At 62.1% G+C, this 23484-nt stretch carries 16 protein-coding genes and 1 pseudogene; 5 read left to right on the top strand and 12 right to left on the bottom strand.

Going from position 1 to position 23484, the window contains the following annotated elements:
• Positions 1–2 precede the first annotated feature (2 nt).
• From ybeY to D0T11_RS15165, 4 genes are all read right to left on the bottom strand, one after another.
• The gene (ybeY, locus tag D0T11_RS15180) at positions 3–485 is read right to left on the bottom strand and encodes an rRNA maturation RNase YbeY (protein ID WP_119656652.1); all 483 of its coding nucleotides are present in this window, start codon (positions 483–485) and stop codon (positions 3–5) included.
• Between the two features lie 71 nt (positions 486–556).
• Positions 557–1009: an ATP-binding protein gene (locus tag D0T11_RS15175; RefSeq protein WP_119656651.1), complete on the bottom strand. Its 453-nt coding sequence runs from the start codon at positions 1007–1009 to the stop codon at positions 557–559.
• A 51-nt stretch (positions 1010–1060) separates the two neighbouring features.
• On the bottom strand, positions 1061–4495 hold the full coding sequence (locus D0T11_RS15170; protein ID WP_119656650.1) for a DUF4175 family protein: 3435 nt from the start codon (positions 4493–4495) through the stop codon (positions 1061–1063).
• 360 nt (positions 4496–4855) lie between these two features.
• On the bottom strand, positions 4856–5278 hold the full coding sequence (locus tag D0T11_RS15165; protein ID WP_147374678.1) for a T9SS type A sorting domain-containing protein: 423 nt from the start codon (positions 5276–5278) through the stop codon (positions 4856–4858).
• Positions 5279–5398: 120 nt separating this feature from the next.
• On the opposite strand from D0T11_RS15165, the gene D0T11_RS15160 reads away from it, so the two are divergent.
• On the top strand, positions 5399–5683 hold the full coding sequence (locus tag D0T11_RS15160) for a transposase (protein WP_119656648.1): 285 nt from the start codon (positions 5399–5401) through the stop codon (positions 5681–5683).
• A complete protein-coding gene (locus tag D0T11_RS15155) occupies positions 5680–6582 on the top strand; it encodes an IS3 family transposase (protein ID WP_119656647.1) in 903 nt (300 codons plus the stop codon). Before D0T11_RS15160 ends, D0T11_RS15155 begins: the two co-directional genes overlap by 4 nt.
• Here D0T11_RS15155 and D0T11_RS15150 read toward each other — a convergent pair.
• Both D0T11_RS15150 and D0T11_RS15145 read right to left on the bottom strand, forming a co-directional pair.
• The gene (locus D0T11_RS15150; protein ID WP_119656646.1) at positions 6565–6858 is read right to left on the bottom strand and encodes a hypothetical protein; all 294 of its coding nucleotides are present in this window, start codon (positions 6856–6858) and stop codon (positions 6565–6567) included. The genes D0T11_RS15155 and D0T11_RS15150 overlap by 18 nt on opposite strands.
• A gap of 330 nt (positions 6859–7188) precedes the next feature.
• Positions 7189–10194 (bottom strand): M16 family metallopeptidase, encoded by a 3006-nt coding sequence (locus D0T11_RS15145; protein ID WP_119656645.1) that lies wholly within the window; start codon positions 10192–10194, stop codon positions 7189–7191.
• A gap of 317 nt (positions 10195–10511) precedes the next feature.
• Between D0T11_RS15145 and D0T11_RS15140 the strand changes: the two genes are divergently transcribed.
• Both D0T11_RS15140 and D0T11_RS15135 read left to right on the top strand, forming a co-directional pair.
• The gene (locus D0T11_RS15140) at positions 10512–12245 is read left to right on the top strand and encodes a M28 family metallopeptidase (RefSeq protein ID WP_119656644.1); all 1734 of its coding nucleotides are present in this window, start codon (positions 10512–10514) and stop codon (positions 12243–12245) included.
• Between the two features lie 160 nt (positions 12246–12405).
• Complete coding sequence (locus tag D0T11_RS15135; RefSeq protein ID WP_119656643.1) at positions 12406–12801, top strand: hypothetical protein; 396 nt, start codon at positions 12406–12408, stop codon at positions 12799–12801.
• Positions 12802–12908: 107 nt separating this feature from the next.
• On the opposite strand, the gene D0T11_RS15130 is transcribed toward D0T11_RS15135, so the two are convergent.
• From D0T11_RS15130 to D0T11_RS15105, 6 genes and pseudogenes are all read right to left on the bottom strand, one after another.
• On the bottom strand, positions 12909–14324 hold the full coding sequence (locus D0T11_RS15130; RefSeq protein WP_220473735.1) for an MFS transporter: 1416 nt from the start codon (positions 14322–14324) through the stop codon (positions 12909–12911).
• 208 nt (positions 14325–14532) lie between these two features.
• The gene (locus D0T11_RS15125; RefSeq protein WP_245990915.1) at positions 14533–16206 is read right to left on the bottom strand and encodes an alpha-amylase family glycosyl hydrolase; all 1674 of its coding nucleotides are present in this window, start codon (positions 16204–16206) and stop codon (positions 14533–14535) included.
• A gap of 292 nt (positions 16207–16498) precedes the next feature.
• A complete protein-coding gene (locus D0T11_RS15120) occupies positions 16499–17206 on the bottom strand; it encodes an SDR family oxidoreductase (protein WP_119656640.1) in 708 nt (235 codons plus the stop codon).
• A 65-nt stretch (positions 17207–17271) separates the two neighbouring features.
• A pseudogene (locus D0T11_RS15115) lies at positions 17272–17652 on the bottom strand (GxxExxY protein).
• Between the two features lie 56 nt (positions 17653–17708).
• Entirely contained in the window at positions 17709–19619 is a 1911-nt protein-coding gene (locus D0T11_RS15110) for an alpha-amylase family glycosyl hydrolase (RefSeq protein WP_119656639.1), read from the bottom strand.
• 301 nt (positions 19620–19920) lie between these two features.
• Complete coding sequence (locus D0T11_RS15105) at positions 19921–21369, bottom strand: hydrolase (protein WP_119656638.1); 1449 nt, start codon at positions 21367–21369, stop codon at positions 19921–19923.
• Positions 21370–21731: 362 nt separating this feature from the next.
• Here D0T11_RS15105 and glgP point away from each other — a divergent pair, with 362 nt between their 5' ends.
• The gene (gene glgP, locus D0T11_RS15100; RefSeq protein WP_119656637.1) at positions 21732–23384 is read left to right on the top strand and encodes an alpha-glucan family phosphorylase; all 1653 of its coding nucleotides are present in this window, start codon (positions 21732–21734) and stop codon (positions 23382–23384) included.
• The last annotated feature ends 100 nt before the right edge of the window (positions 23385–23484 follow it).

Raw genomic sequence — 23484 nt, 5'->3', positions numbered from 1 at the left:
TTCTAGAACGCCCGCAGCAACAGGCAGTCGTCCTCTTTCTTGCGCATGGCCGTCTGGCTGAGCAGGTCCTTGTCGGCGTAGCCCAGCAGGTGAAGCACGCCGTGAATCATCACGCGGTGCAGCTCGTCGCGGAACGACACGCCGTGGGTGGTGGCATTTTCGCGCACCCGGTCCACGGAAATGAAGATGTCGCCCTCGATGATGTCGGCGTCGTCGGCGTTATCGAACGTGATGACGTCGGTGTAGGTGTCGTGGTCGAGGTACTCCACGTTCACCTTGTGCAGGTACTCGTCGGAGCAGAAGACGTAGGTCAGCTGCACAATTTCGTACTCGTGCACCTGGGCTACGCGCTCAATCCAGGACGTCAGGTCCTGGGCGTCGGCCAGCTCAAACTCCACATCTTCCACCAGGAACTCAATTCCGGGTGATTCGGCCCCGAATCCCTCGTTTTCCAGATCATTGGGCTCAGTTGGCAGGTCGCTCATAAGGGCAGCAGGCAGGTGGTAACGAACGAAGAGCAGAAAACCCGGGCTGGCAGCGCGACCCGGCAGGTAGTTTAGAGGGCTTCATTGACGGCCGAGTGCGCGGCTTCCGATGCGCTGGCGGCCGTGGGCAGCATAAACGTCAGCTGCACATGGCGGCCCTCCTTGCTGAAGTCTACCTCGTCGGCCAGGTGGCGAATGAGGAAAATGCCGCGGCCACCGGGGTTTTCGATGTTTTCGGGAGCGGTAGGGTCCAGCAGGTTATCGTAGTCAAAGCCGGCCCCCTCGTCTTCTACCTCAAACTTCACCCGGTCGGGCTCCACGAACAACGACAGAAACACGTTTTTGTCCTTGTCGAACTTGTTGCCGTGGCGAATGGCGTTGTTCACGGCTTCCGTGACGGCTACCATGATGTTGCCGTAAATATCGTCGTCGATGAGAAACGTATCCTTCGAGTTGTCGATAAAACTCTCTACAACACGAATATTTTCAACGAGCGAAGGAATCTGAATTTTGACCTGCTTCATAAGGGGGAAAAAGGAAGGGCAGCGGGTAAGGGAGGTAAAATTAGCGGAATGCTATTTTATTTTCTGAAAATATTCGCTCACCTCCCGCTGATAGTACGGAGTAAGGGCTGGTGGTACGGTACGTAGCAACTCCGTCTGGCGGTTTTGCTGGCGTTTATACTGCTGAAACGCCGGCGGGAAAACCGGCGGACGCTGCTGGGCCGTCTGGGCCTCGCGCTTATCATCCTGATCCCGCTCCCGGGCCGATTTCTCGGCCTCCAGCAAGCGGGTCAGGATTTGGCGCTGGCGCATAACAGTCTGCTCCGTCAGCCGCTTGTTTACGAGGTCGGTTTCGGTTTGTTCCATCATTTTTTTGATGTCGCCGAGGCCGCCGGCCCCGTCCTGGCCCTGGCCGTTCTGGTTGGAACCGGGCTTGCCGCCGCCTTTTTGCTGCATGCGCTCCAGCTCCTGCATGGCCTGGCGCAGCATCTGCTGCTGGCCGGCCAGCTTGGCCAGCTCCTCGGAGAGGGCGCGGCCGGTTTTGCCGCTCTGCTGGAGCTGCTGAATCTGCTGGTTGAGCTGCTGCTGCAGGCGGCCCATCTGGCCTTCGCCGGCCGAGCTGCCTTTCTTTTTCTGGCGGCCCGGCTTGCCCCCACCCTGCATCTGCTGCTGCTGCTGGCCCTCGCGCTGCTGCTGCTGCATCTGCTGGAGGGCATCGTTGAGCATCAGGGCCAGGTTGTTCATGCTGGTCATGGCCTGCTGCTGGGTGCTGGTGGCCCGGCCCACGTTGCGGTCCTTGATATGGCCCAGGGCCTCGTCCATGCGGCCGTTCATCTCGCCCACCTCCCGGGTCACGAAGCTCTTGATCTGGGACACGCGGTTGGCCAGCGCATACAGCGAATCCTGCACCACCCGGGCGTCGTCCTTGAGCTTGCGCTGGGTCTGGCCGAGCTGCACGAAGCGCGGGTCGCTCTGGTCCACCTGGCGGAACTGCTGCATCAGGCTTTCCTCGTCGAAGCTGAGCTTGAGCAGGTTTTCGAGGATGTCGCGCAAGTCGTCGATGTTCTGCTGCTGCTGGTCCTGCTGCTCCTGCTCCATCTGCTGCTGCATCTTCTGGGCCATCTGCTGCATCTTCTGGGCGGCCTGGCGCTGGCTTTGGCTGGCCTTCTGGTTCTGGTTTTTGCTTAGCTGCTGCTGGCTCTGCTGCTGCTGCTCATCCACCTGCTGCTGGTCCTGCTTCATCTCGTCGGCCCCGTTCTGATCGTCGAGCTGCTTGTCCATCTCTTTCAGATCCTTGAGGTCTTCCTTCACCTCCTCGAACTTTTGCTGCTGCTCGGTTTGCTGGTCTTTTAGCTTTTCGTTGTTGGCCTTTTGCTGTTCGTTGGACTGCTTGCTGTCCGGATTGTTCTTGTCGTTCTTCTCGGTCTGTTCGGCCAGCTTCTGCTGGTCCTGGGCCAGCTGCTGGAGCTTCTCGAGGGCCTGGTCCTGCTTCTGCTCAAACTGGAGCTGCTTGAACATTTCCAGGGCCCGCTCCAGCTCCTTTTGCAGGGTGTTTTCCTTGTTTTCGAGCTGTTGGAGTAGCTTCTGCATCTCGGGTTGGTTCTGGTCCTGCTGCTGCTCCAGCAGCTTGCGCAGCTCCTCGTAGAGCTTCTTGGTTTCGGGGTCGAGCAAATCGTCCATCAGCTTTTGCAGCTCCTTGGCTTTCTCGGCCAGCTCCTCGTTTTTCTGGGGGTCGAGCTGGTTTTGCTGCTCCTGCAACTGCTCGAACTGGCGCTTGAGGTCGGCCAGGGCCTGGTCCATCTGCTGCTTCTCGTCGAGCATGTCTTTGAGCTGCTTGCGGTCCTGGAAGTTGAGGTCGCGCTTCACCTTGAGCTTGTCTTCGGCCTTGGCCAGCTCGCGCTCCATTTTCTTCGATTCCTTGGCTGCCTGGCTCATCTGGCTCTGCATGGCCTGGGTCTGGGAGGCCAGCTGCTGGCGCTGCTCGGTGCGCGAGGGCAGCCGGAATTCGGCCGTGCGGCTGCGGCCCGGCTTGGCCCCGTTCACGCCGTCGTTGTCCCAGACCTGCACGAAGTATTCGAGCCGGTCGCCGGGCAGCAGGTTCAGCCGGCGCACGTCCCACTGGTAGGCGTAGCTCTGGCTGGGGCCGGTGCCCAGGGGCAGCGCCCGGCTCTGGTAGGCGGCGTTGGGCTTGCTTTTGCTGAGCACACGGTAGTGCAGTTGCAGGCGCGAGAAGCCGTAGTCGTCGCGCAGGTTGCCGCCCAGGGCCAGAAACTGGCGGGCAGTGGTGTCCTGGAAGCTTTCGAGCGTGACCTCGGGCGCGGCGTCGGCCACCACGGTGAGCTGGTACTCTATCGGGTCGCGGTTGGGGCTGACGGCGTTGCGCAGACGCACGGCGTAACTCTGGCTACGGGTGGCGCGGCGGCGCACCCGGAACTGGCCGGCAGCGGCCTGGTCGGGCGTGGCGGCCACAGTTTCATCGGGACTCCGGAATTGGAGTTGGAGCCGGTCGGTGGCCTCGGTCCGGAACTCCCAGCGCAGGTCGGTGCCCTCGGGCACGGTGAGGTTGCCGGTGTTGCGGATGGTTTCGGCCGGGCGGCCCAGGTAGGCCGGGTACACGGCCCGCACGGCGAAGTCGCGCAGGTTGGGCCGCTGCTTTACCTTCAGATTGTATCCTTCAGAAGAAAAGCCCGCCGCTTCCAACTGAAAAGCCACGTTGCTGCGCAGCTGGCGGAAGTCGTAGCGGAAGTGGTTGCCGGCTTCGCGGGTCAGGCGGCGCTCCTTGCCCTCGTATTGAATGCTGATTTCGTTGGGCAGCACGTCGCCTTCCACCGTCACGTTCAAACTGAAATCTTCCCCTTTGAAAGCCGTGAGGTCCTGGTTTTCGACCACGAACCGGAACGGCGCGGGCGGGCTGTACTGCTGGTTGTAGTTGAGAATCCGGCCGGTGCCCTGCACGAAGAAAGCCGGGTAGGCCAGCAGCAGCACGGCCACCACGGCGGCGGGCACGGCCGCGTACTTCCACAGTGGCCGGGTCTGGCGCTGGATATTGATGCCCTGCGAGAACTCAACGCCCCGCAATTGCCCGGCCCGCTGCTCCAGGCTGGCGGCTAGCAGGGCGTTTTCCTGGGCCTGCCCGCGCAGTTGCAGGGCGTTCAGGAGCTTGTCCTGCACTTCCGGGAACAGCTCGCCCACCCGGCGGGCGGCCTGCTCGTCGCTGAGCATGCGCCGCAAATGGGTGAGGGCCGCCAGCGGCTGCCAGATCCAGCGCGCGAAGGCGTAGACCATGCCGCCCACGAAGCCGAACAGCAGCCCGGCCCGCACCCCGGTGGGCAGATACAGGAAGTATTCGAGCAGGTTGAACACCAGGAACAGGCTCAGCAGCAGGCCGCCGGCCACCAGGGCCCCGCGCACCAGCAGGCTCAGATAAAACTTGCGCTTAAACGCATCGAGGCGGGCCAGCACATCGTCCAAAGCCCGGGTCGTTGCGGGGTCTTGCTCCACTACCATATACTTCCTAAGCTGTTAGCTGCTAGCTATAAGCTGTTAGATTTTTTTCTGACCTGCAACGGCTCATACAAACCGCGCTACGCAGGCAAGGTTGAATAGCCTCTTTCGCCACCCGTTTCAGGCCTGGGAAAGATACGTATTTCGGCCCGCCGGCTGCATGTAGTGGACAAACTGCGGGGGGCAAGTGGTTCCTTTGGCTGGGCTGTTTGCCTTTAGCTGTTGTTTAGATATACTGATTACTGGCAGATTTGTCCCCGTGGCTCGCTCTAGACAGCTTGCCCGGTAAAGAAAACGCCCTCCTCACATTGTGAGCAGGGCGTTGAAAGGTAAGGTTAGCAGTTTCGCTGCTAACTTTACCGGCTACTGAGTGATTTGCAACTGGTGGTTTTCCCATTTGTTGCCCTGCCTGGCGCGGATCTGGTAGAGGCCCGGACGCAGCCCCCGCAGGTTCAGGCGCAACTGGCCGTTTTGGCTGCGGCCCTGCCGCAGGGCCTTGCCCTGCCCGTTATAGAGCGTCACGTCGAAGTCTGAGGCGACGGTCGTTCTGGCTTCGGTTAAGCGAGCTGCTGCGGATTGGCTGGCAACCGTGACTTCCTCCTGGGCCGGGTTGGGATACACGGTGAAGTAGTACCCCTGACACCCCGGCACCTGCACCGTGCGGCCCATGTACGTGGTACCACAGTGGTTGCTAACACCTATCCGAATGTAGCCCTCGCCCGTCCGGCCAGCAGTTTTGACGTTGAAGGTGCCGGTAGCGGTATTGAACCCGCCAAGTTGACGCAACGCACCGCTTACGTTGATGGAGTAGCTAAGCGAAGGGTCGTAGTTGGCGACCTGAAAAGTACCACCGAACTCTGAGGTGGTCTAGCTGAGCGAGACAGAATTGGGTGGTATTTTCCGCCTATGGAAAAGCCCGATAAACGCCGCAAGTACGATGCGGCCTTCCGCAGCGAAGCGTTGCGTGTGGTCGCCGAAAGCCGCTCGACGCCGGCCGCGGCCCGTGCCCTGAACCTGGACCCCAAGCTGCTCTACAAGTGGCAGCGCGACGCCCAGCCCGCCCTGCCGATCGACCCGGTGGAGGCGGCTGAGGTGCGCCAGTTGCGGGCCGCCAACCGACGGCTGGCGCAGGAACTGGAGGTTTTAAAAAAAGCCATCGCCATTTTTTCGACCAGCCCGCCGACGCCATGAGCCGCTATCAATTTATTGACCAGCAGCGCGGTAGCTATCCAGTGCGCTTGCTTTGCCGGGTGCTAACGGTGGTGCCAGGGCGCTACTACGCTTGGCGCAAACAAGCCACGCTGCCCCTGGCTAGCGCTGCGCCCGTGGCCTGGGAAGTAGCCTTGGAAAAAGCCTTCACCCGCCATAAAAAGCGCTACGGTACCCGTCGTCTGCGCGTCGAGTTGCGGGAAGAAGGCCACCAGGTAGGCCGCCAGCGTCTGCGCACGGCTATGCGGGCGCGCGGACTGCGCGCGCTACAGCCACGCGCCTTCACCCCGCGTACGACCGACTCGACCCACGGGCTGCGCTGCGCGCCCAACCGCCTGCTCGACCAGCCGGCTGCCACCCGTGCCAACCAGATTTGGGTCAGCGACATCACCTACTTGCCGCTGGCCTCGGGGGCGTGGGCCTACCTGTGCGCCTTTCAAGACAGCTTTACCCGCCAGGTGGTGGGCTGGCAGGTGCGCGAGACGATGCCCGAAGAACTCGTGCTCAGCGCCTTGCGCCGGGCGTTGCTAGCCCGTACGCCCGCCCCTGGCCTGTTGGTGCATGCTGACCGGGGCGGGCAGTACTGCGGCAATGCCTACCGGGCCTTACTGGCCGAGCATGGGTGTCTGCGCTCGCAAAGTCGCCGGGCCGAGTGCCTGGATAATGCGCAGGCCGAGAGCCTGTGGTCGCGGCTCAAAACCGAAGAACTGGAGGCCCGTGAATGGCCTGTTTTCCGCAATCTGGCCGACGCCCAACAGAGCGTGGCCACTTATTTTGACTACTACAATCACGACCGTCGCCACTCAGCGCTGGCCTACCAAAGTCCTCAAACCTTTTACCTTCAACAACTTAAAAATACACCCCTAGACTGTCTCGCTTAACTGGACCACCTCAATGTACTGTTTACGTCCATCTCCAACCCGGTATACTTGCACCCCTAGAGTTCCGCCATTGAATGTCGGGTCATACTCAAAATAGAGGTTATCGCCCAGACCCACCCGGCCTTTGGGTGTCCAAGCTTTACCATCAATGAGGCAGCCGAAGGTATTGGCCCCGGTTTGGGTGGCGGGCGGGAGCTGGCTGAGCGGGTCGGGGTCTTTCTTCTTGCACTGGCTCAGGCCCAGCAGGGCCGCCAGCAGGAGGGTAGCGTGTTTCATAGAGATGAGGAAAGAAAGGGTGAGCGGAAAGCCAGGGCAACAAAAAAGCTCGTGCCTATGCCGGCCAGTGAGGGCCAGGGCAACAGCAGGAGCTAGGTGTGGGGTAGTAGGGTTGCGGGAGCGAAGAGTGCCGGAAAGGTAGGCTCTTGCTGCGAGTAGAACAATAAGTCGGTGGTTATTCTGTGCACTAACATTTTCCAATAGCCCCTTCGCGCTCATTGCAGGGCAGACGACGTGTTACGGCCGGAGAATGTCGCTTTCGGGTAAACCAGAACCGGCCCGGCTCGCACTGCGCGAACCGGGCCGGGTTTATTCAGCAGCGAAGAACGGTTAGTCCTTGTCTTTGTCGCGCTTGGATTTGCGCTTCTCCTTCTTGCCCTTGGCGCTCTTGGTCACCACTTTCATCTTCTCGGTTTCCAGGGGCGGGGTAATGGCGGCAGGAGCGGGCGTAGCCGTGGCTACGCGGTTGCCGTCGTTATCGAGTTCCACTACCTCGTAGCCCAGCTCGTTGAGGCCGGGGAAGGCCTGGGCCCGGTCGCCGACCACCACGATGTACATCTTCTCGGCGGGCAGGTACTTCTGAGCAATGCCCTGCACATCTTCCTTGCGGAGGCTGTTGAGGATGACGCCCTGCTGCTTCACGTAATCCATGGGCAGGTCGTACTCCAGCAAACGGCTCAGGAAAGCGGCTTTCTGCTGGCCCGTTTCATACTTGAGCGCGTCGCTCTGGCCCACCGAGGCTTGCAGGAATTGCAGCTCCTCGTCGGTGATGCCGTTGCGGTAGTTCTGGATTTCCGACATGAACTCCTTCACCGAAGCCGCCGTGGCATCGGCGCGCACCCCGGCTGCGGCCGTGTAGGGGCCGGCGTGGCGCGTGGCCTGGAAGCCCGAGCGGGCCCCGTAGGTGTAGCCCTTGTCTTCGCGCAGGTTCAGGTTGATGCGCGAGTTGAAGGCCCCGCCCAACACGTAGTTGCTCAGGTAGGCACGGTAGTAGTCGCCGGTGACGTCGTAGGTGAGGGGCGAGAGGTAGCCCACCCGGATTTCCGACTGCGCGGCCCCGTCCTTGTTCACGAAGTAAATGCGCGTTTTGTCGGGCTGGGTGGCCATTTCGCCGGCCGGCAGGCTGATCTGCTTCTGCTGCCAGCCCTTCAGAAAGCCGAGCTGAGTGGTGAAGGTGGCCTGATCCACGTCGCCGGTCGCCACGAGGTAGCTCACGTTGGGCGCGTAGTACTGCTCGTAGAACTTCTTCACGTCGTCGAGGGTGATGCCCGTGATGGTGGCCGCCGTGCCGCTGGCCGGCACGCTCATAATGTCGGCCGGGTTATACACCAGCCGGGCGAAGGCATTGTTGGCAATGACCACGGGCTGGGTCACCTGGTTGGCAATGCCTTCGAGGGTCTGCTTTTTGAGGCGGTCGAAGTCGGCCTGCTCGAAGCGCGGGTGCAGCAGGCGCTGCTCCAGCAGCTTTATAGTAGCGGGCAGGTTCTTGGTCAGACTCTGCACGTACACGGTCGTGTTGTCGTCGCTGGCCCCTACCTGGATGGTGCTGCCGAGCTTGTCGAGTTCCGCGCTGAACTGCTCCGAAGTGTATTTCTCGGTGCCCTCGTTCATGAGCGCGGCCGTGAGGGCGGCAATGCCGGCCTGGTTGCGGTTGAGCTGCTCGAGGCGGTGGCCGCCCCGGATGGTGAGCAGCAGGGTGGCGGTCGGAATCTCGGCGTTGCGGTTGCCCATCACGCGCAGGCCGTTATCAAACCGGCTCTGCCACACTTCGGGCACCTGCACCAGCGGGGCAGCGCCGGCCTTGGGCTGCTTACTGCGGTCGAAGCTGTCGGTGGCCTTGGTGTAGATGAGGCCCTCGTAGCCGTAGTTGGGGGCCTGGTAGCCGTCCTGAGAAGCCGTGTAGTTGTCGGCTTTGGCCGGCGGCACGGCCCCGGTTTTGGGTACCACGCTCAGCACCACGGCATGCTTGCCCCTGATATACTTCTCATACACCCGGTTCACGTCGGCCGGCGTCACGGCCCGCAACGCCTTTAGCTCCAGGGGCAGGCGGTTGGGGTTGTTGTAGTAGGTCTGGTTGGCAGCCAGCTGGCTCACCTTGCCCCTCACGCTGGCCAGGCTGTTCACCACCTGAGCCTCGGTACCCGATTTGAAGCGGGCTACCTGCTCGGCGGTAGCGCCGGTTTTCTCGAACTCGGCCAGCGTGGCGCGCACCTCCGTTTCGAGGTCGGTGAGGGCCTTGCCGGGGAAGGGCAGGGCCATTATTGTAAACTCGCCGGCCAGCTCCGAGCTGGCGTTGTAGGCCTGAGCCTGCACGGCCTGCTGGGGCTTGATGAGGTTCTTGTAGAGCAGCGAATTCTTGCCCTGGCCGATTATTTCGGCCAGCGCATCGAGGGCGGCTTCGTCGGGGTGGCCGCTGGGCACGGTCGGGAACACCACCTGCAGCATCGGGAAGCGCACGTTGTCTTGGTAGCTCACGTAGCGGTCCTGGCTGAGCTTGGGGGCGGGCAGCTGCTGGGCCGCTACGGCGGGGCCTTTGGCAATGGGGCCGAAGTACTTGGCGGCCAGCTTGAGCACGTCCTGGGTTTTCACGTCGCCGCCTACCGTGAGGGTGGCGTTGTTGGGCCCGTACCAGCGCAGGAAGAAGTTCTTCAGGTCGTCGACGTTGGAGCGGTCCAGGTCTTCGAGGTAGCCGATGGTGAGCCAGCTGTAGGGGTGGCCGTAGGGGTAGAGCGTCTTGGAGACGTTCTCGGAAGCCAGGCCGTAGGGACGGTTGTCGTAGTTCTGGCCCCGCTCGTTTTTCACGGTCGAGCGCTGCACCTCAAACTTCTGCTGGGTTACGGCGTCGAGCAGGAAGCCCATGCGGTCAGCTTCGAGCCAGAGCGCGGTTTCGAGCTGGTTGCTGGGTACGGTTTCGAAGTAGTTGGTCCGGTCGCGGTTGGTGCTGCCATTGAGCGTGCCGCCGGCGGCCGTTACCAGCTTGAAGTGCTGCTCGTCGCCCACGTTGTCGGAGCCCTGGAACATCATGTGCTCGAAGAAGTGGGCAAAGCCCGACTTCCCGATCTGCTCCCGGGCCGAACCCACGTGGTAGGTCACGTCCACGTGCACCAGCGGGTCGGAATGGTCTTCGGTTATCACCACCGTCAGGCCGTTGGGCAGCACGTACTTCTCATAAGGGATAACCAGCTCGCCGGGCTTCTTGGTCACTTTTTCCACCAGCCGGGCCCCGCCCACCAGCGTGGCGGACGTTTTGGCGGGCATGGGGTTTTTCTGGGCCAGGGCCGGCTGCATCGACAGGGAAGCGCCGAGGCCCAAGAGCAGCAAGTGGTTACGCGTCATCGGAACAGGAAAAGAGATAAAGGAGGAGAATGGGGCGGGAAGGTACTAAAGGCAAGGACAAACGCGCCTGCGCGGGGCTGCATACGGTGGCTGCATACGGTGAATGAGTGAAGGGGTGAATGAGTGAAGGGATGAACTGTCATTCCGACGAAGGAGGAATCTGGGTAGAGCCATTGAACATCATCGTTGGATAACGTTGAGTCAGATTCCTCCTTCGTCGGAATGACAGTTCATCCCTTCACTCATTCACCGATTCACCACTTCACCGATTCTGCCCAAAAATCAGCACCTTGAAGGTCGTACCCAACCCCCTGTCTATGCGCCTACTCTCCTCCCCCACCCTACTCGCCGCGCCGCTGCTGCTGCTGGGGCTGCTCAGCGGCTGCCAGAGCAATTCCACCACCGAAACGGCCACCACCACCGACCCCGCCGAAATGGCCGCCGCCCCCACCGATACGGCCATCGTCTCGCCGCCCGATGGCATCACGGCCGCCGACATCGGCCAGCGCATCAAGGTGTTGTCGTCCGATGCGTTTCAGGGCCGCAAGCCGTTCACCATCGGCGAGGAAAAGGCCACCATGTACCTGGCCGAGGAGTTCCGCAAGCTGGGTTTGAAGCCGGGCAATAAGGGTTCCTTCTTCCAGGAAGTGCCGCTGGTCGAAATCACCGGCCAGCCCACCCAGCCGCTCACCATCAAGGGCAAGGGTCAGGACCTGAAGCTTGATTTCAAGACCGATTTCATGGCTTTCACCGAGCGCGAAGTGCCGGCGGTGGAGCTTAAAAGCTCCGAGCTGGTGTTTGCCGGCTACGGCGTGGTGGCCCCCGAGTACCAGTGGAACGACTACGCCGGCCTCAATGTGAAGGGCAAAACGGTGGTGGTGCTGGTAAACGACCCCGGCTACGCTAGCTCCGACTCGACCCTGTTCAAGGGCCGGGCCATGACCTACTACGGCCGCTGGATGTACAAATACGAGGAGGCGGCCCGCCAGGGCGCGGCCGGTTTGCTCATCATCCACGACACCAAGCCGGCCGCCTACCCGTGGTCGGTGGTCCAGACGAGCTACTCCGGGGCCAAGCTGCGCCCCCAGACCGCCGATAAAGGGGCCAGCAAAGCCGCCGTGGAAGGCTGGCTTACCCTGGACGCGGCCAAGAAGATTTTTCAGGCCGCCGGCCAGAACTACGACCAGCTGTATGCCGCCGCCGGTAAGCGCGGCTTCAAGGCCGTGCCCCTGGGCCTCACGGCCAGTACCCGCATCGAAAACACGCTCCGCCGCCGCACCTCCAAAAACGTGGTGGCGTTGCTGCCCGGCGATGCCCGGGCCGACGAGCACATCATCTATTCGGCCCACTGGGACCATCTGGGCATCGGGCCGGTCGTGAATGGCGACTCGATTTACAACGGCGCCCTCGACAACGCCAGCGGCTGCGCCGGGCTGCTGGCCATTGCCCGCGCCTTCACGCGCCTGCCCCAGCGGCCGGCCCGCAGCGTGGTGTTTCTGGCCGTTACGGGCGAAGAGCAAGGCCTGCTGGGCTCGGCCTACTACGCCGCCCACCCCGTGTTCCCGCTCCGCACCACCGTGGCCGACCTGAACATGGACGACCTCGGGGCCGATGGGCCGATGCGCGACGTCACCGTCGTCGGCTACGGCCAGTCGGACCTCGATGACTACGCCCGCGCCGCCGCCAGGGAGCAGAACCGCTACATCCAGCCCGATCAGCAGGCCGAAAAAGGCTACTACTACCGCTCCGACCACTTCAGCTTCGCCAAGGTGGGCGTGCCCTCGCTCTACGCCAGCGGGGCCGCCGACAGCCGGGCCAAGGGCAAGGACTACATCCGCCGCCAGCACGAGGAGTTCGAGGCCCAGCACTACCACCAGCCCTCCGACGAGTACAACCCCGCCTGGGATTTGCGCGGCATGGAGCAGGATGCCCGCCTGTTGTTCGAAATCGGCCGTAAGCTGGCCAACGAGAGCACCTTCCCCAACTGGAAAGCCAGCTCCGAGTTCCGGGCCGTGCGCGACCAGAGCCGGGGCCGCCAGCCGGGCCGGTAAGGGTTTCTGCTACGCCGGAGCTTCCGGCCGGCGGCCGATCAAACAAAGCAGTGGCCCGGGTTGTCTGACCGACGACCCGGGCCACTGCTTTGTTTTAACTTTGTGGCCGGCTTCCCCCCGGGTGCTGCCGTAGTACGCTTGCTTTTCCTTTGCTCAGTCGATGCCCGATTCGGATTACGTTCGCCTCTCCTACCGCCCCGATCTGCGGGTGCTGTTCATGCGCTGGAGCCGTCCGGCCACTTCGGCCGAGCACCGCGCCGGCTACCAGGCGGCCCTGGAGCTGGCCCGCCCCCAGCAGGCCGGCTGCTGGCTGATCGATCTGCGCAGCCGGGGCCTGGCCGATGCGCCCGATCTGGTCTGGATTCTGGAGGACTTCCGGCGTGCGTTCCAGGCGGCCGTGCCGAACAGCACCCGGCGCATTGCCTACTTCACCACCCCCTACCACGCCGGCATTCTGGTGCCCCGGCTGGCCGAATACGATAAAGCCGGCAACAACGGCACCGAAATCAGGGTGTTCGTGGAAGAAACCCCCGCCTGCCAGTGGCTCCAAAGCTGAGCTGCCCCGCTTCAACCGTAGCACCTCTTTCAGCTAAACAGGCCCGCCGACTTTGTGCAAAGTCAGCGGGCCTGTTTAGCTGAAAGAGGTGCTACGGTTGAGCCGGGCTACAAATTGGGGTTGGATTCGACGGTGGTGTCGTAGGCCGGGGAGCTGGTGTGGATGGTCTGCGCGGCGGTGGTCAGCTGGATGTCGTCGGCGTCATCGACGCGCAACGTGAGCAAGCCGGCGATGATCATGGAAACCCCGCCCAGCACCAGCGTGTACACCGATTCGCCGTGGAAGACGGTTTTGGTGAAGAAGCCCAGAATCAGGCCCGCCACTACCTGCGGAACCACGATGAAAAAGTTGAACACGCCCATGTAGTAGCCCATTTTGTTGGCCGGCAGTGCCCCGGCCAGCATGGCGTAGGGCACGCTCAGAATGGAGGCCCAGGCAATGCCCACGCCCACCATCGAGAGCAGCAGCATGTTGGGATCCTGAATAAAGAAGATGGAAATCAGGCCCAGGCCGCCGGCTACCAAACAAAGCAAGTGCGTTACGCGGCGGCTGGTGCGCCGGGCAATAAGGGGCAGCAGCAGCGCCGCAATGGCCGATACGCCGTTGTAGACCGCGAAGCAGATGCCCACCCAGTCGGCACCCTCGTTGTAGAGTTTGGAGGTGGTGTCGGTGGTGTGGTAAATGTGGCTCGTGACGGCGGGCGTGGTGTAAATCCACATCGAAAACAAGGCCAGCCAGCTGAAAAACTGCACGATGGCCAACTGCCGCATCGTTTTGGGCATGTGGAAAATGCCGCTGAACGACTCGCGGATGCCGTTCCAGAAACCGGCCGTGCGGCGCTTCTCCTCCTCAAACTCTTCCAAGTTCTCGGGCGGGTACTCCTTGGTGTTGAACACCGTCCAGAGCACGGCCGCCAGGAACACGGCCCCGCCAATGTAGAAGGCGTACTTCACCGACAGCGGAATCTGGCCGGCCGGGGCCGTATTGCTGATGCCGAACCAGTTGGTGAACATCCAGGGCAAGGAAGAAGCTACTACGGCGCCCACACCGATGAAGAACGTCTGGGCCGCGAAGCCGGTGGTGCGCTGCTCCGAGGGCAGCAAGTCGCCCACCAGCGCCCGAAACGGTTCCATGCTGATGTTGATGCTCGAATCCATGATCCAGAGCATGCCCACCGCCATCCAGAGGGCCGTTACGTTGGGCATCACCAGCAGCGCCAGCGAGGCCAGCACCGCGCCCACCAGGAAAAACGGCCGCCGCCGCCCCCACTTCGGACTCCAGGTCCGGTCCGACATATAGCCGATAATCGGCTGCACGAGCATGCCCGTCAGGGGCGCGGCCAGCCAGTACAGGGCGATTTCGGTGCCGCCCAAAGTTTCAAAAATGCGGCTCACGTTGGCGTTCTGCAACGCAAAACCAAACTGGATGCCCAGAAAGCCGAAGCTCATGTTCCAGATCTGCCAGAAACTCAAACGGGGTTTTTCGCGGGTGCCGGTGGGAGCGGCCGCTACACTGGATGCCATAATGGGGGAATTGGGGAGGTTAGGGCTTGAGTTGAGGGGCGTTTTTGGAAGGGCAGAAGGTTTTAGAACGTTGTCATGCTGAGCGAAGGCGCAGCCGAAGTCGAAGCATCTCTACCGCAATGGTAACCCTGACGCTTGGGGCTGGTATCACAACGAAGCGGTAGAGATGCTTCGGCTTCGCTCAGCATGACAGTTTTCCGGGGCTCTCCTACTTCTCCTTTATCTCGAAAATGTACGCGCTTTGCGGGGCCAGCGTGACGGTGAGGTTGCTGGTGGCCGGGGCCTGGCTGAGTAGCTCGGTGTAGGTGTAGAGCTGGTTGCCGGGCAGGCCCAGGCGCTCCAGCACCTTCTCGGGCAGTTGCAGGTTGGGGCGGTAGGTCTGGTCGGGGCTGAAGTTGACGATGATGAGCAGGCGCTCGGTATCAGTGTAACGCAGGTAGCTGTACACGCGGTCCTGATGGTACTGCGGGTCGAGGTTGTAGGTGTCCTGGAGCTCGTAGAACCGGCCCCGGCGGATGGCCTCGCGCTGGCCGCTGAGCGTGAGCAGGCGGGCGTAGAAGTCGTGGAGCTGCTTCTGCTCGGGACTCAGGCGGCCGCCGTCGAACTTGCCGCCGTTCATCCATTTCTGGTGTTCGGGCACGCCCCAGTAGTCGAAAATGCTGGTGCGGCCGTCCTCGCCCGAGAAGCCCTCCGAGCCGTAGGCCGGCTCGCCCACGTCCTGCCCGAAGTAGAGCATCACCGGGCCGGTGCCCAGGGTGGCCGAAACCGTCATGGCCGGAATGGCGGCGCGGGGGTTGCCAGCAAAATCCTGGCTGGCAATGCGCTGCTCGTCGTGGTTTTCCAGAAAGCGCAGCATGTGGCCCGAGAAACCCCGGCTTTCCTGGCTCCAGACGCGGGTAATGTCCTCGGTGGTACCCTCGTTGCGCATCAGGCGGCGCAGGCCGTCGTAGAGGCCCACCTTGTCGTAGAGGTAATCGAAGTGGCCGCGCTCAAGGTACATCTGGTACGTTTTGGCGTCGTAGGCTTCGCCGATGAATACGAGGTCGGGCTTCACCTTTTTGAGCTCCGGAATCACCCAGGCCCAGAACTCGACGGGCACCATCTCGGCCATGTCGCAGCGGAAACCGTCCACGTCTTTGCCGGCCCAGAACACCAGAATGTCGCGCATCTTGGTCCAGGTATCGGGTATCGGCTCGAAGTGCGGCTGGCGGCCGTTTTGGTAATCGACACCGTAGTTGAGCTTGATGGTTTCGAACCAGTCGTTGACGCTGGGCGTGGCCGAAAACACGTCGTTGCCGGTGGCCTTGGCGGGGTTTTCGTTGAACTTGCCATCCTCGCTTGGGCCCTTTTGGGCGCCGAGCGGGTTGTAGCCGGCCGGCACCACGAAACGCTGGCCGGGCAGGTAGTAGAAGTTGTTGGAGGGCTTGAACGCCTGAGTCTTATCATCCTGCTCGCCCAAGTCCACCACGCCGGCCGGCTTGGCATCCGATTGATAGGAGCGGGCCACGTGGTTGGGAATGAAGTCGATGATGACTTTAAGGTCGTGGGCGTGGGTGCGTTTTACCAGGGCCTCGAACTCCTGCATGCGCTGCTTCACGTCCACGGCCAGGTCGGGGGCCACGTCGTAGTAGTCGCGGATGGCGTAGGGCGAGCCGGCGCGGCCTTTCACCACGTCGGCGTCGTCGGGGGTGATACCGTCCTTTTTGTAGTCGGTGAGCGTGGCGTGTTCGAGCACGCCGGTAAACCAGACGTGGCTCACGCCTAGCTTTTTGATGGCTTGCAGGGCCTGGTCGTTGATGTCGTTGAACTTGCCCGCGCCGTTTTCCTGGATGGTGCCGTAGGGCTTGTTCAGGGCGGTTTTGTTGCCGAACAGGCGGGTCATCAACTGGTAAATTACCAGCTTATGGTCCTGGGGCTGTTCGTCGGTGGTGTTGTGGTCAGGCACGGCAGCAGTTGAGATGGGAGCTCCGGCGGCGACGGCAGTGCTGGCCGGCTGACCGGGGGAGCAGGCGCTCAAACCACAGCACGCCGCGAAGGCTGCCGGAAGAAACAAAGATTTCATAAAGCGGTGGGGGATGAAGGTGCGGAGCGAACGGGCAACGGGGCACTGGCCGCCATAACCGGTTCAGGTTGGCTGCGCGGCCTGCCTGCTCCGGCGGCGGCCGTTGCCAGGCCTACCACACCTGCGACATGGGGTGGAGCATGAGCTCATCAACCACCACGTGGGCGGGGGCCTCCAGCACGTAGCGCACGGCCTGGGCCACGTCGGAGGGGCGCAGGTGGGTTTTTTCGGCGGCCGGGCTGCCGGGGCGGGAGTCGTTGAAGTAGGTATCCACCATGCCCGGGTAAATGATGCTCACCTTGATGCCGTGGGGCCGTACCTCCTTCCGCAACGAGCCCAGCAGGGCATCCTGAGCGTATTTGCTGGCCCCGTAAGCCGTGCCGTGCTCGAAGGTGCGCTTGCTCACATCGGAGGCAATGCCCACGATATGGCCCCGGCCCTGGGCTTTGAAATGGGGCACCACGGCCTTGCAGAGCAGGAAGGTGCCCTTCACGTTCACGTCGAACAGCTGGTCCCACTCGGCGGCATCGAAGTGCTCCAGCAACCCGAAGGAGCCCACCCCGGCGTTGCAGATGAGTATATCGAGGCGGCCAAAGCGGCTCAGGGTTTCGGTGACGACGTGGGTGGCGTCGGCCTCGTCGGCCACGTCGGCCGGAATGGCCAGGCCCTGGGTTTTGGCGTTGAGCTCTTCCAGCTCCTCGGCGGAGCGGGCCACGGCTACTACCTTGGCCCCCTGCAAAGCCAGCAGCAGGGAAATGGCGCGCCCGATGCCCCGGCTGGCACCCGTGACGATGGCTACTTGATCGGTCAGGTCAGTCATGATATTATGAGTTTGGGTGGTTCCCGTAGAGGAGCGCGGAGGAAAACACGGAGGTTCGCAGAGGGTTAGTCGAGGCCGTTTACTTTCCGGATGATGCCTTCCTTGACATGGGCCACGTTGAAGTTGATGAGCAAGCCAAGTTTCAGGCCGGCTAATTTCAGATAAGTCAGTAATTACTTGTGATGCACATCCAGCAACGTATCCACGGACTTAATTTCGACAATTACCTTTTCTTCCACCAACAAGTCGAGGCGAAATCCGACTTCCATTCGTTCCGATTTGTACAGCATGGGCAGCGGAACTTGGCTTCGTACCCGCAGGCCGGCCTGGCGAATTTCATAAGCCAGAGCGTGCTTATACACCGATTCCAGCAGACCTAGTCCCAGGACAGTATGCACGTCGAAAGCGGCTTTGCGCACTAAGTAAGAAACATCGTTTTCGTGCATAAGCTCTGCGGACCTCTGCGGGAACCATTGTTAGGATAGAATTCCCTAAGCTAGAACTACTTCCGCAATTCCATCACCCAGGCCGTATGCCCGGGAATGGTAAAGGACTTCAAATCAGCCAGCACCGTCCCGGTAGTCACTTCCATCCCGGAAGTAAACCCGCCGGTGCGCTCCGCGAACCGCATGCCGTCCACCGTTTTCTCGTCCTTGCTGCCGTTGAGCATCACCATCACGGTGCCTTCCGGCGCGTAGCGGAAATACACGTACACACCGTCCTGGGGGATAAACTGCATAAGCTTGCCGCTATGCAGAAAGGCGTGGTCTTTCCGGTAGTTGGCTAACTTACGCACGTACTCGAACGCCTCGCCGGGCTGGCCGGGGCGGGCCTGGAAGTAGTTGAGCGCATCGCCGGAAAACCCGCCGGGAAAGTCGGCGCGCACCAGGCCGTCGGGGTTGCTGAAGTTCTTCATCAGCACCTCGGTACCGTAGTAGAGCTGCGGGATGCCGCGCATGGTGAGCAGCCAGGCCAGGCCCATCTTGTACTTGGCGAAGTCCTCCCCGATTACGGAGTAGAACCGGCTCATGTCGTGGTTGTCGAGGAAGGTGACGTTGCGCGAGGCGTCCTCGTACATCCAGTCGCCCTGCACGGCTTCGTAGAGCTTGTTGAGGTTGGGCTGCTCGCCCTTGAGCGCGTCGTAGAGGGCAAACGTCGACTGGAAATCGAACACCGATTCCAGGTTCGACTTGAACCCATCGACGGGCTGGAAGATGTTGCGGGCGAAGAAGGCCTGCTGGGCCGTGCTGCCCACCCAGGCCTCGCCAAACTTGAACAGGCTGGGAAACTCCTCATTCATGGCCTGGCCCCACTGCATCAGGAAATTGGGGTCGGAGTAGGGGTAGGTGTCGATGCGGTAGGCGTCGAGGCCGGTGTACTCCACCCACCACAAAAAGTTCTGGATCAGGTAGGTGGCTACCAGCGGGTTGCGCTGGTTCACGTCGGGCATGGTGGTATCAAACCAGCCCTGGTTATACAGTTTGCGGTCCAGCTGGGAGCCGTAGGGGTCGTTGAGGGCCGAGGCGTTGTAGTTGCTGCGCGTGAAGCGGGGCCACTGGTTGAACCAGTCGGGGGCGGGCTGATCGAGGAACAGGTAGTTGCCCGAGCCCATGTGGTTGAGCACCACGTCGTGGACCACTTTCAGGCCGCTGGCGTGGGCGTGGTCCACAAACTGCTTGTACTGCTCGGTGGTGCCGTAGCGGCGGTCGGTGTTGTAATAGTCGGTAAGGGCGTAGCCGTGGTAGCTGGCCTTGGGCATGTCGTTTTCCACCACCGGCGTCATCCAGAGGGCCGTTACACCCAGCTGCCGGAAGTAGTCGAAGTGGTTCTCGATGCCCTTCAGGTCGCCGCCGTGGCGGCTGTACATGGAGTCGCGGGCCACTTTGGGGGCGCGCATGGAGGCCAGGTAGTCATTCTTCGGGTCGCCGTTGGAGAAGCGGTCCGGCATCAGGAAGTAGATGAAATCCTGCTGACTCAGGCCCTGCACCTTGCTTTTATCGCCGGGCGTGGTGCGCTCCTTCAGCTCGTAGGCGTAGCTGAACTTCTGGCGGCCTTTAAACTCCAGTTGTAGCTTGCCGGGCTTGGCCGTGGGGCTGATGGTAAGGTTGAGCAGCAGGTAGTTCGGGCTTTCGAGCCTCTGCGCCCCGTCGAGGGTCACGCCTGCGTAGGCGCGCAGGGTGGCCGTGGTGCTGGCAATGCCGGGGCCGTGCACCAGCAGTTGCAGCTTGGGGTTCTTCATACCCACCCACCAGAACGTGGGGTCGATGCGGGAAACGGGGGCAGTTTTGGCGGCGGGGGCGGCCAGGGCAGTAACGGCTACGAGCGCCGGAACGGGGGCTGCCGTGGCCCGGGCGGGAGCCGTGGCCGCCAGCAGCGCGCCGGCCAGCAGCGGGAGTAATCGGAAAGTTAGCATACCAGTGAGTGGGAAGTCAGGAACGTGGCGGGCAAGGTACGGTGCCCGGCCCCGGCCGCGCTACTGCTTCACCACCCCAAACTAGTGGGCTATTGACGAATATTGCGTGCCTCGTTGCGCGCCACGGGCATTGTCGCGTCACTGCCCGGCCAATGTGGCCCGGACTTCAATCCGTAGCCCGCCTGACCAGAACGTGCTACCAAGCGGGCTACGGACTGAAGTCCGGGCCACAGTCGGCCCACGAGAAAGCCCCGCCGCCTGAATCAGGCAGCGGGGCTTTTCAACTCAGCAATGCAACGCTTTACTGCAATTTGGCCAGCCAGAGCGAGGCGTTCAGGTGCAGGCGGGCGTGGCTCACGTTCTCGCTCCAGCCGTTGTACACGGTGTTGCCGGGCGAGCCGGTGCCATCGTCGGCCGGCGAGGAGTCGCCGATGATAACCACCCGACCCGTGCCGAAGGTGCTGCTGGCGGCCATGGCCAGGCTGGTGCCCTGGCTGGCAGTTTTGCGCCAGATCAGGCCCTGCACCGTGCTGTTGGCCGTCGGGTTAAGCGTCATGGTGGCGCCGTTGTGGAAGGACAGCTGCGACACCAGACCCTGCGAGCCGTTCATGATGGGGTTGCTGGCACTTACCAGGGCGTTGGCGCTGTTTTCTACCACATTATCGGAGTTGATGCTGAAGCCAAACGGATTCACTTTCACCGAGTTGTTGCTCATCAGGTCGTTCCAGATCTGGGGCGAGTCCCAGCCGTCGTTGTTACGGTCCGAAATCATGTGGTCCGAAATCATGAACAGGCCGCCGCCATTCTGCACAAACTGCAGGATGGCCGTTTTCTCAGTAGAGGAAAATACCGTGTTGGGCTCATCGACCACGAACACCGTGTAGTTGCTCAGATCCTGGGGGTTATTGCTGTTGCCGTAGCTGATGGCCGTGCCGGCCGGCAGCTGCTCCACCGAGTGGCCCAGCTTCACCAGGGCCACGCCCCAGGCCGAAACGGCCCCCGTCCAGTAGGTTTCCGGCGTGCTGCTGGTGATACCCGATGCGGCCGGCGAAGGGTAGCGCGAGGCCACGCCGCTATTCACATCCAGCACCCAGTCGGCGTTGCCGGCCAACTCCCCGTGCGAGCCGTCGAAGAGGAACTTCTTGCTGCTCGTGCTCGGGGGCGGCGTAGTAGTGCCGCCGCCGGAGCCGTACTGCTCCACCGTCAGGTTATCGAAGCTGATGCGGCTGCTGCCGCCCGAGGTTTTGCGGATTTGCAGGCGCACATTGCCGCTCTGGTTCACCGTAAACGAGGCCGTGCTCAGGCTGGTGCTGCTGGTGGTTATGGTGCTGCCCACTTTGGCGTAGCTGCCACCGTTCTGGCTCACCCACAGCTCCCACTGCGAGGTGCCATCCGAGCCGTATTTGGCGTGCTGCACCGTGACCACGCCCGCGCCGGTGCTGGCGTTGAAGTTCATGGTGAGCGAGCCGGTATTGCGCACCCGCGCCGACTGGGAGCCGGTTTTGCGGTCGGAGCTGGTGTTGCCCAGCAGGGCGTCGGTAAACGTCCAGGAGCCCGAGCCGAGCGTGACAGAGCCGGTGGAATATGCTGTTTTGGTGCCCGTTTCGAAGCTTTCCGGGAATCCGGCGCTGCTTACATCGGCCGAGGAGCTTGCCGTGACTACGGGCGCGGGCAGGTTGTCCTGCTGGGCGCACGAGAGAACGGTGAGGCTGAGCACGGCGGCCGTAAGCCAGCGGAGAGGGTGGTGCATAGAGCAGTTGGTTGTGGTGAAAAGAACGAGTAGGCCGCAAAGCTACCCCGCTTGGTTGGGGGGAGCCGGCTGCCGGGAGTTACGTAATTGTTACTAAATCAGCTGTCTACAATTTATGGGGCTTTACGAAGCCGGGCCGCGGGCTGCCGGAGCCCCGGATTTTCGGTCCGTAGGGGTCCGGGGCGGGAGCGGTAATGATGCCTGTTTGCTTATTATCGGTGGCTGATTTGCATTTTGTGCTTTCCCGCCAAATCGTTGCGGGCCGCTACGCACTTTTCCGCTTTTTTTGGGTTCCGATGCGCGGCTTGGCTCCGGTCTGGCCGCCGTTTCTTCTTTCACTTCCCCCTGACGCTTTTTGCCTTATGGCCTTCGAATTTACCTCCTACACGCCCGCTCCCGAGTTTGCCACCCCGGCCGCCTACTTTTCCATGGAATTCGCCCTCGACCAGGCCCTGAAAACCTACTCCGGCGGCCTGGGCTTTCTGGCTGGCTCCCACATGCGCTCCGTGTACGAGCTCAAGCAGAATGTTATCGGTATCAGCATTCTGTGGAGCTTCGGCTACTACGACCAGGGCCGCAACGAGGATCAGACCATGCGGGCCGACTTCCGCCAGAAGCACTACAGCTTCCTGCACGATACCGGCCTGACTTTCCCCATCACCATCCACAACGCCCAGGTGCTGGTGCGCGCCCTTTACCTGGCCCCCGACACGTTCGGCACGGCCCCCATGTTCTTCCTGACCACCGATATTCCGGAGAACGACTACCTCTCGCGCACCATTTCCCACCACCTCTACGAAGCCGATACGGCCGCCCGCGTGGCCCAGAGCATTCTACTGGGTGTGGGTGGTGGCAAGCTGCTCGACCTGCTGGGCCGCCACACGGAGGTGTACCACCTCAACGAGGGCCACGGCCTGCCCCTGGCCTTCTATCTCTACGACAAGTTCGGCCGCGACCAGCAGAAAGTGCGCGACCACCTTGTGTTTACCACCCACACGCCCGAGCTGGCTGGCAACGAGGAACACCCCCTGGACCTGCTTTATAAGATGTCGTTCTTCGGCACCCTCAACCTGGAGCAGGTGCGGGCCCTGGGCATCGTGGAAAACGAGCGGGTGAACTACACGCTCACCGCCCTGCGCTTCGCCCGCATCAGCAACGGCGTATCCAAGGTGCACGGTAAAGTAGCCAACGAAATGTGGGGCCACAATGAAGGCATCAGCCCCATCATCGCCATTACCAACTCCCAGAACGGCACCTACTGGCGCGACCAGCCCCTGCACGAGGCCCTGGAAGCCAACGACGATAAGGCTTTGGTGGCCCGCAAACGGGAGCTCAAAAAGCAGCTTTTCGACATCGTGGCCGACCAGACCGGGACCCTGCTCGACCCCGACGCCCTCACCCTGGTCTGGGCCCGCCGCTTCGCCAGCTACAAGCGCGCCGACCTGATTCTGCGGGATTTTGAGCGGTTCCGCAAGCTCGTAACCGACTCCGAGCGGCCTTTGCAGGTGATCTGGGCCGGTAAGCCCTACCCCAAAGACTACGGCGCCATCGGGGTGTTCAACAGCCTCATCGAGAAGACCAAGCACTTCAATACCTGCGCCGTGCTCACGGGCTACGAGCTGGCCCTGTCGGCGGCAATGAAAAAGGGCTCCGACCTGTGGCTGAACACGCCCCGCTTCCCCCGCGAGGCCTCCGGCACCAGCGGCATGACGGCCGCCATGAACGGCAGCATCAGCCTGAGCATCCCCGACGGCTGGATTCCCGAATTCGCCCGCCACGGCGAAAACAGCTTCCTGCTACCCCTGGCCGAGCTCAATGAGGCCGATAACGTGAAGGATGACTTAGAGGCCAAAGGCGTGCTCGACGTGCTCGAAAACGAAATCATCCCGCTCTACTACGACGCGCCCGAGAAGTTCCTGGCCATCCGCAAAGCCGCCATGCGCGACGTGGAGCCAGAGTTCGAATCCGGCCGCATGGCCACCGAGTACTACCAGCGCATGTACGACGCGAAGTAGGCCCACGGCCGTAGCGCTGCCCAACGCAACAGCGCGCGTCCAAAAACCGGCCCGCCCCGGTCCTGGCAGAACCGTCGTTCGAACGACGGTTCTGCCAGGA

Source organism: Hymenobacter rubripertinctus (assembly GCF_003583925.1).
In the GTDB taxonomy this organism is placed as follows: Bacteria; Bacteroidota; Bacteroidia; order Cytophagales; family Hymenobacteraceae; genus Hymenobacter; species Hymenobacter rubripertinctus.
The sequence above is the reverse complement of the archived record's forward strand: the minus strand, read 5'-3'. Positions and strand labels throughout refer to the sequence as shown.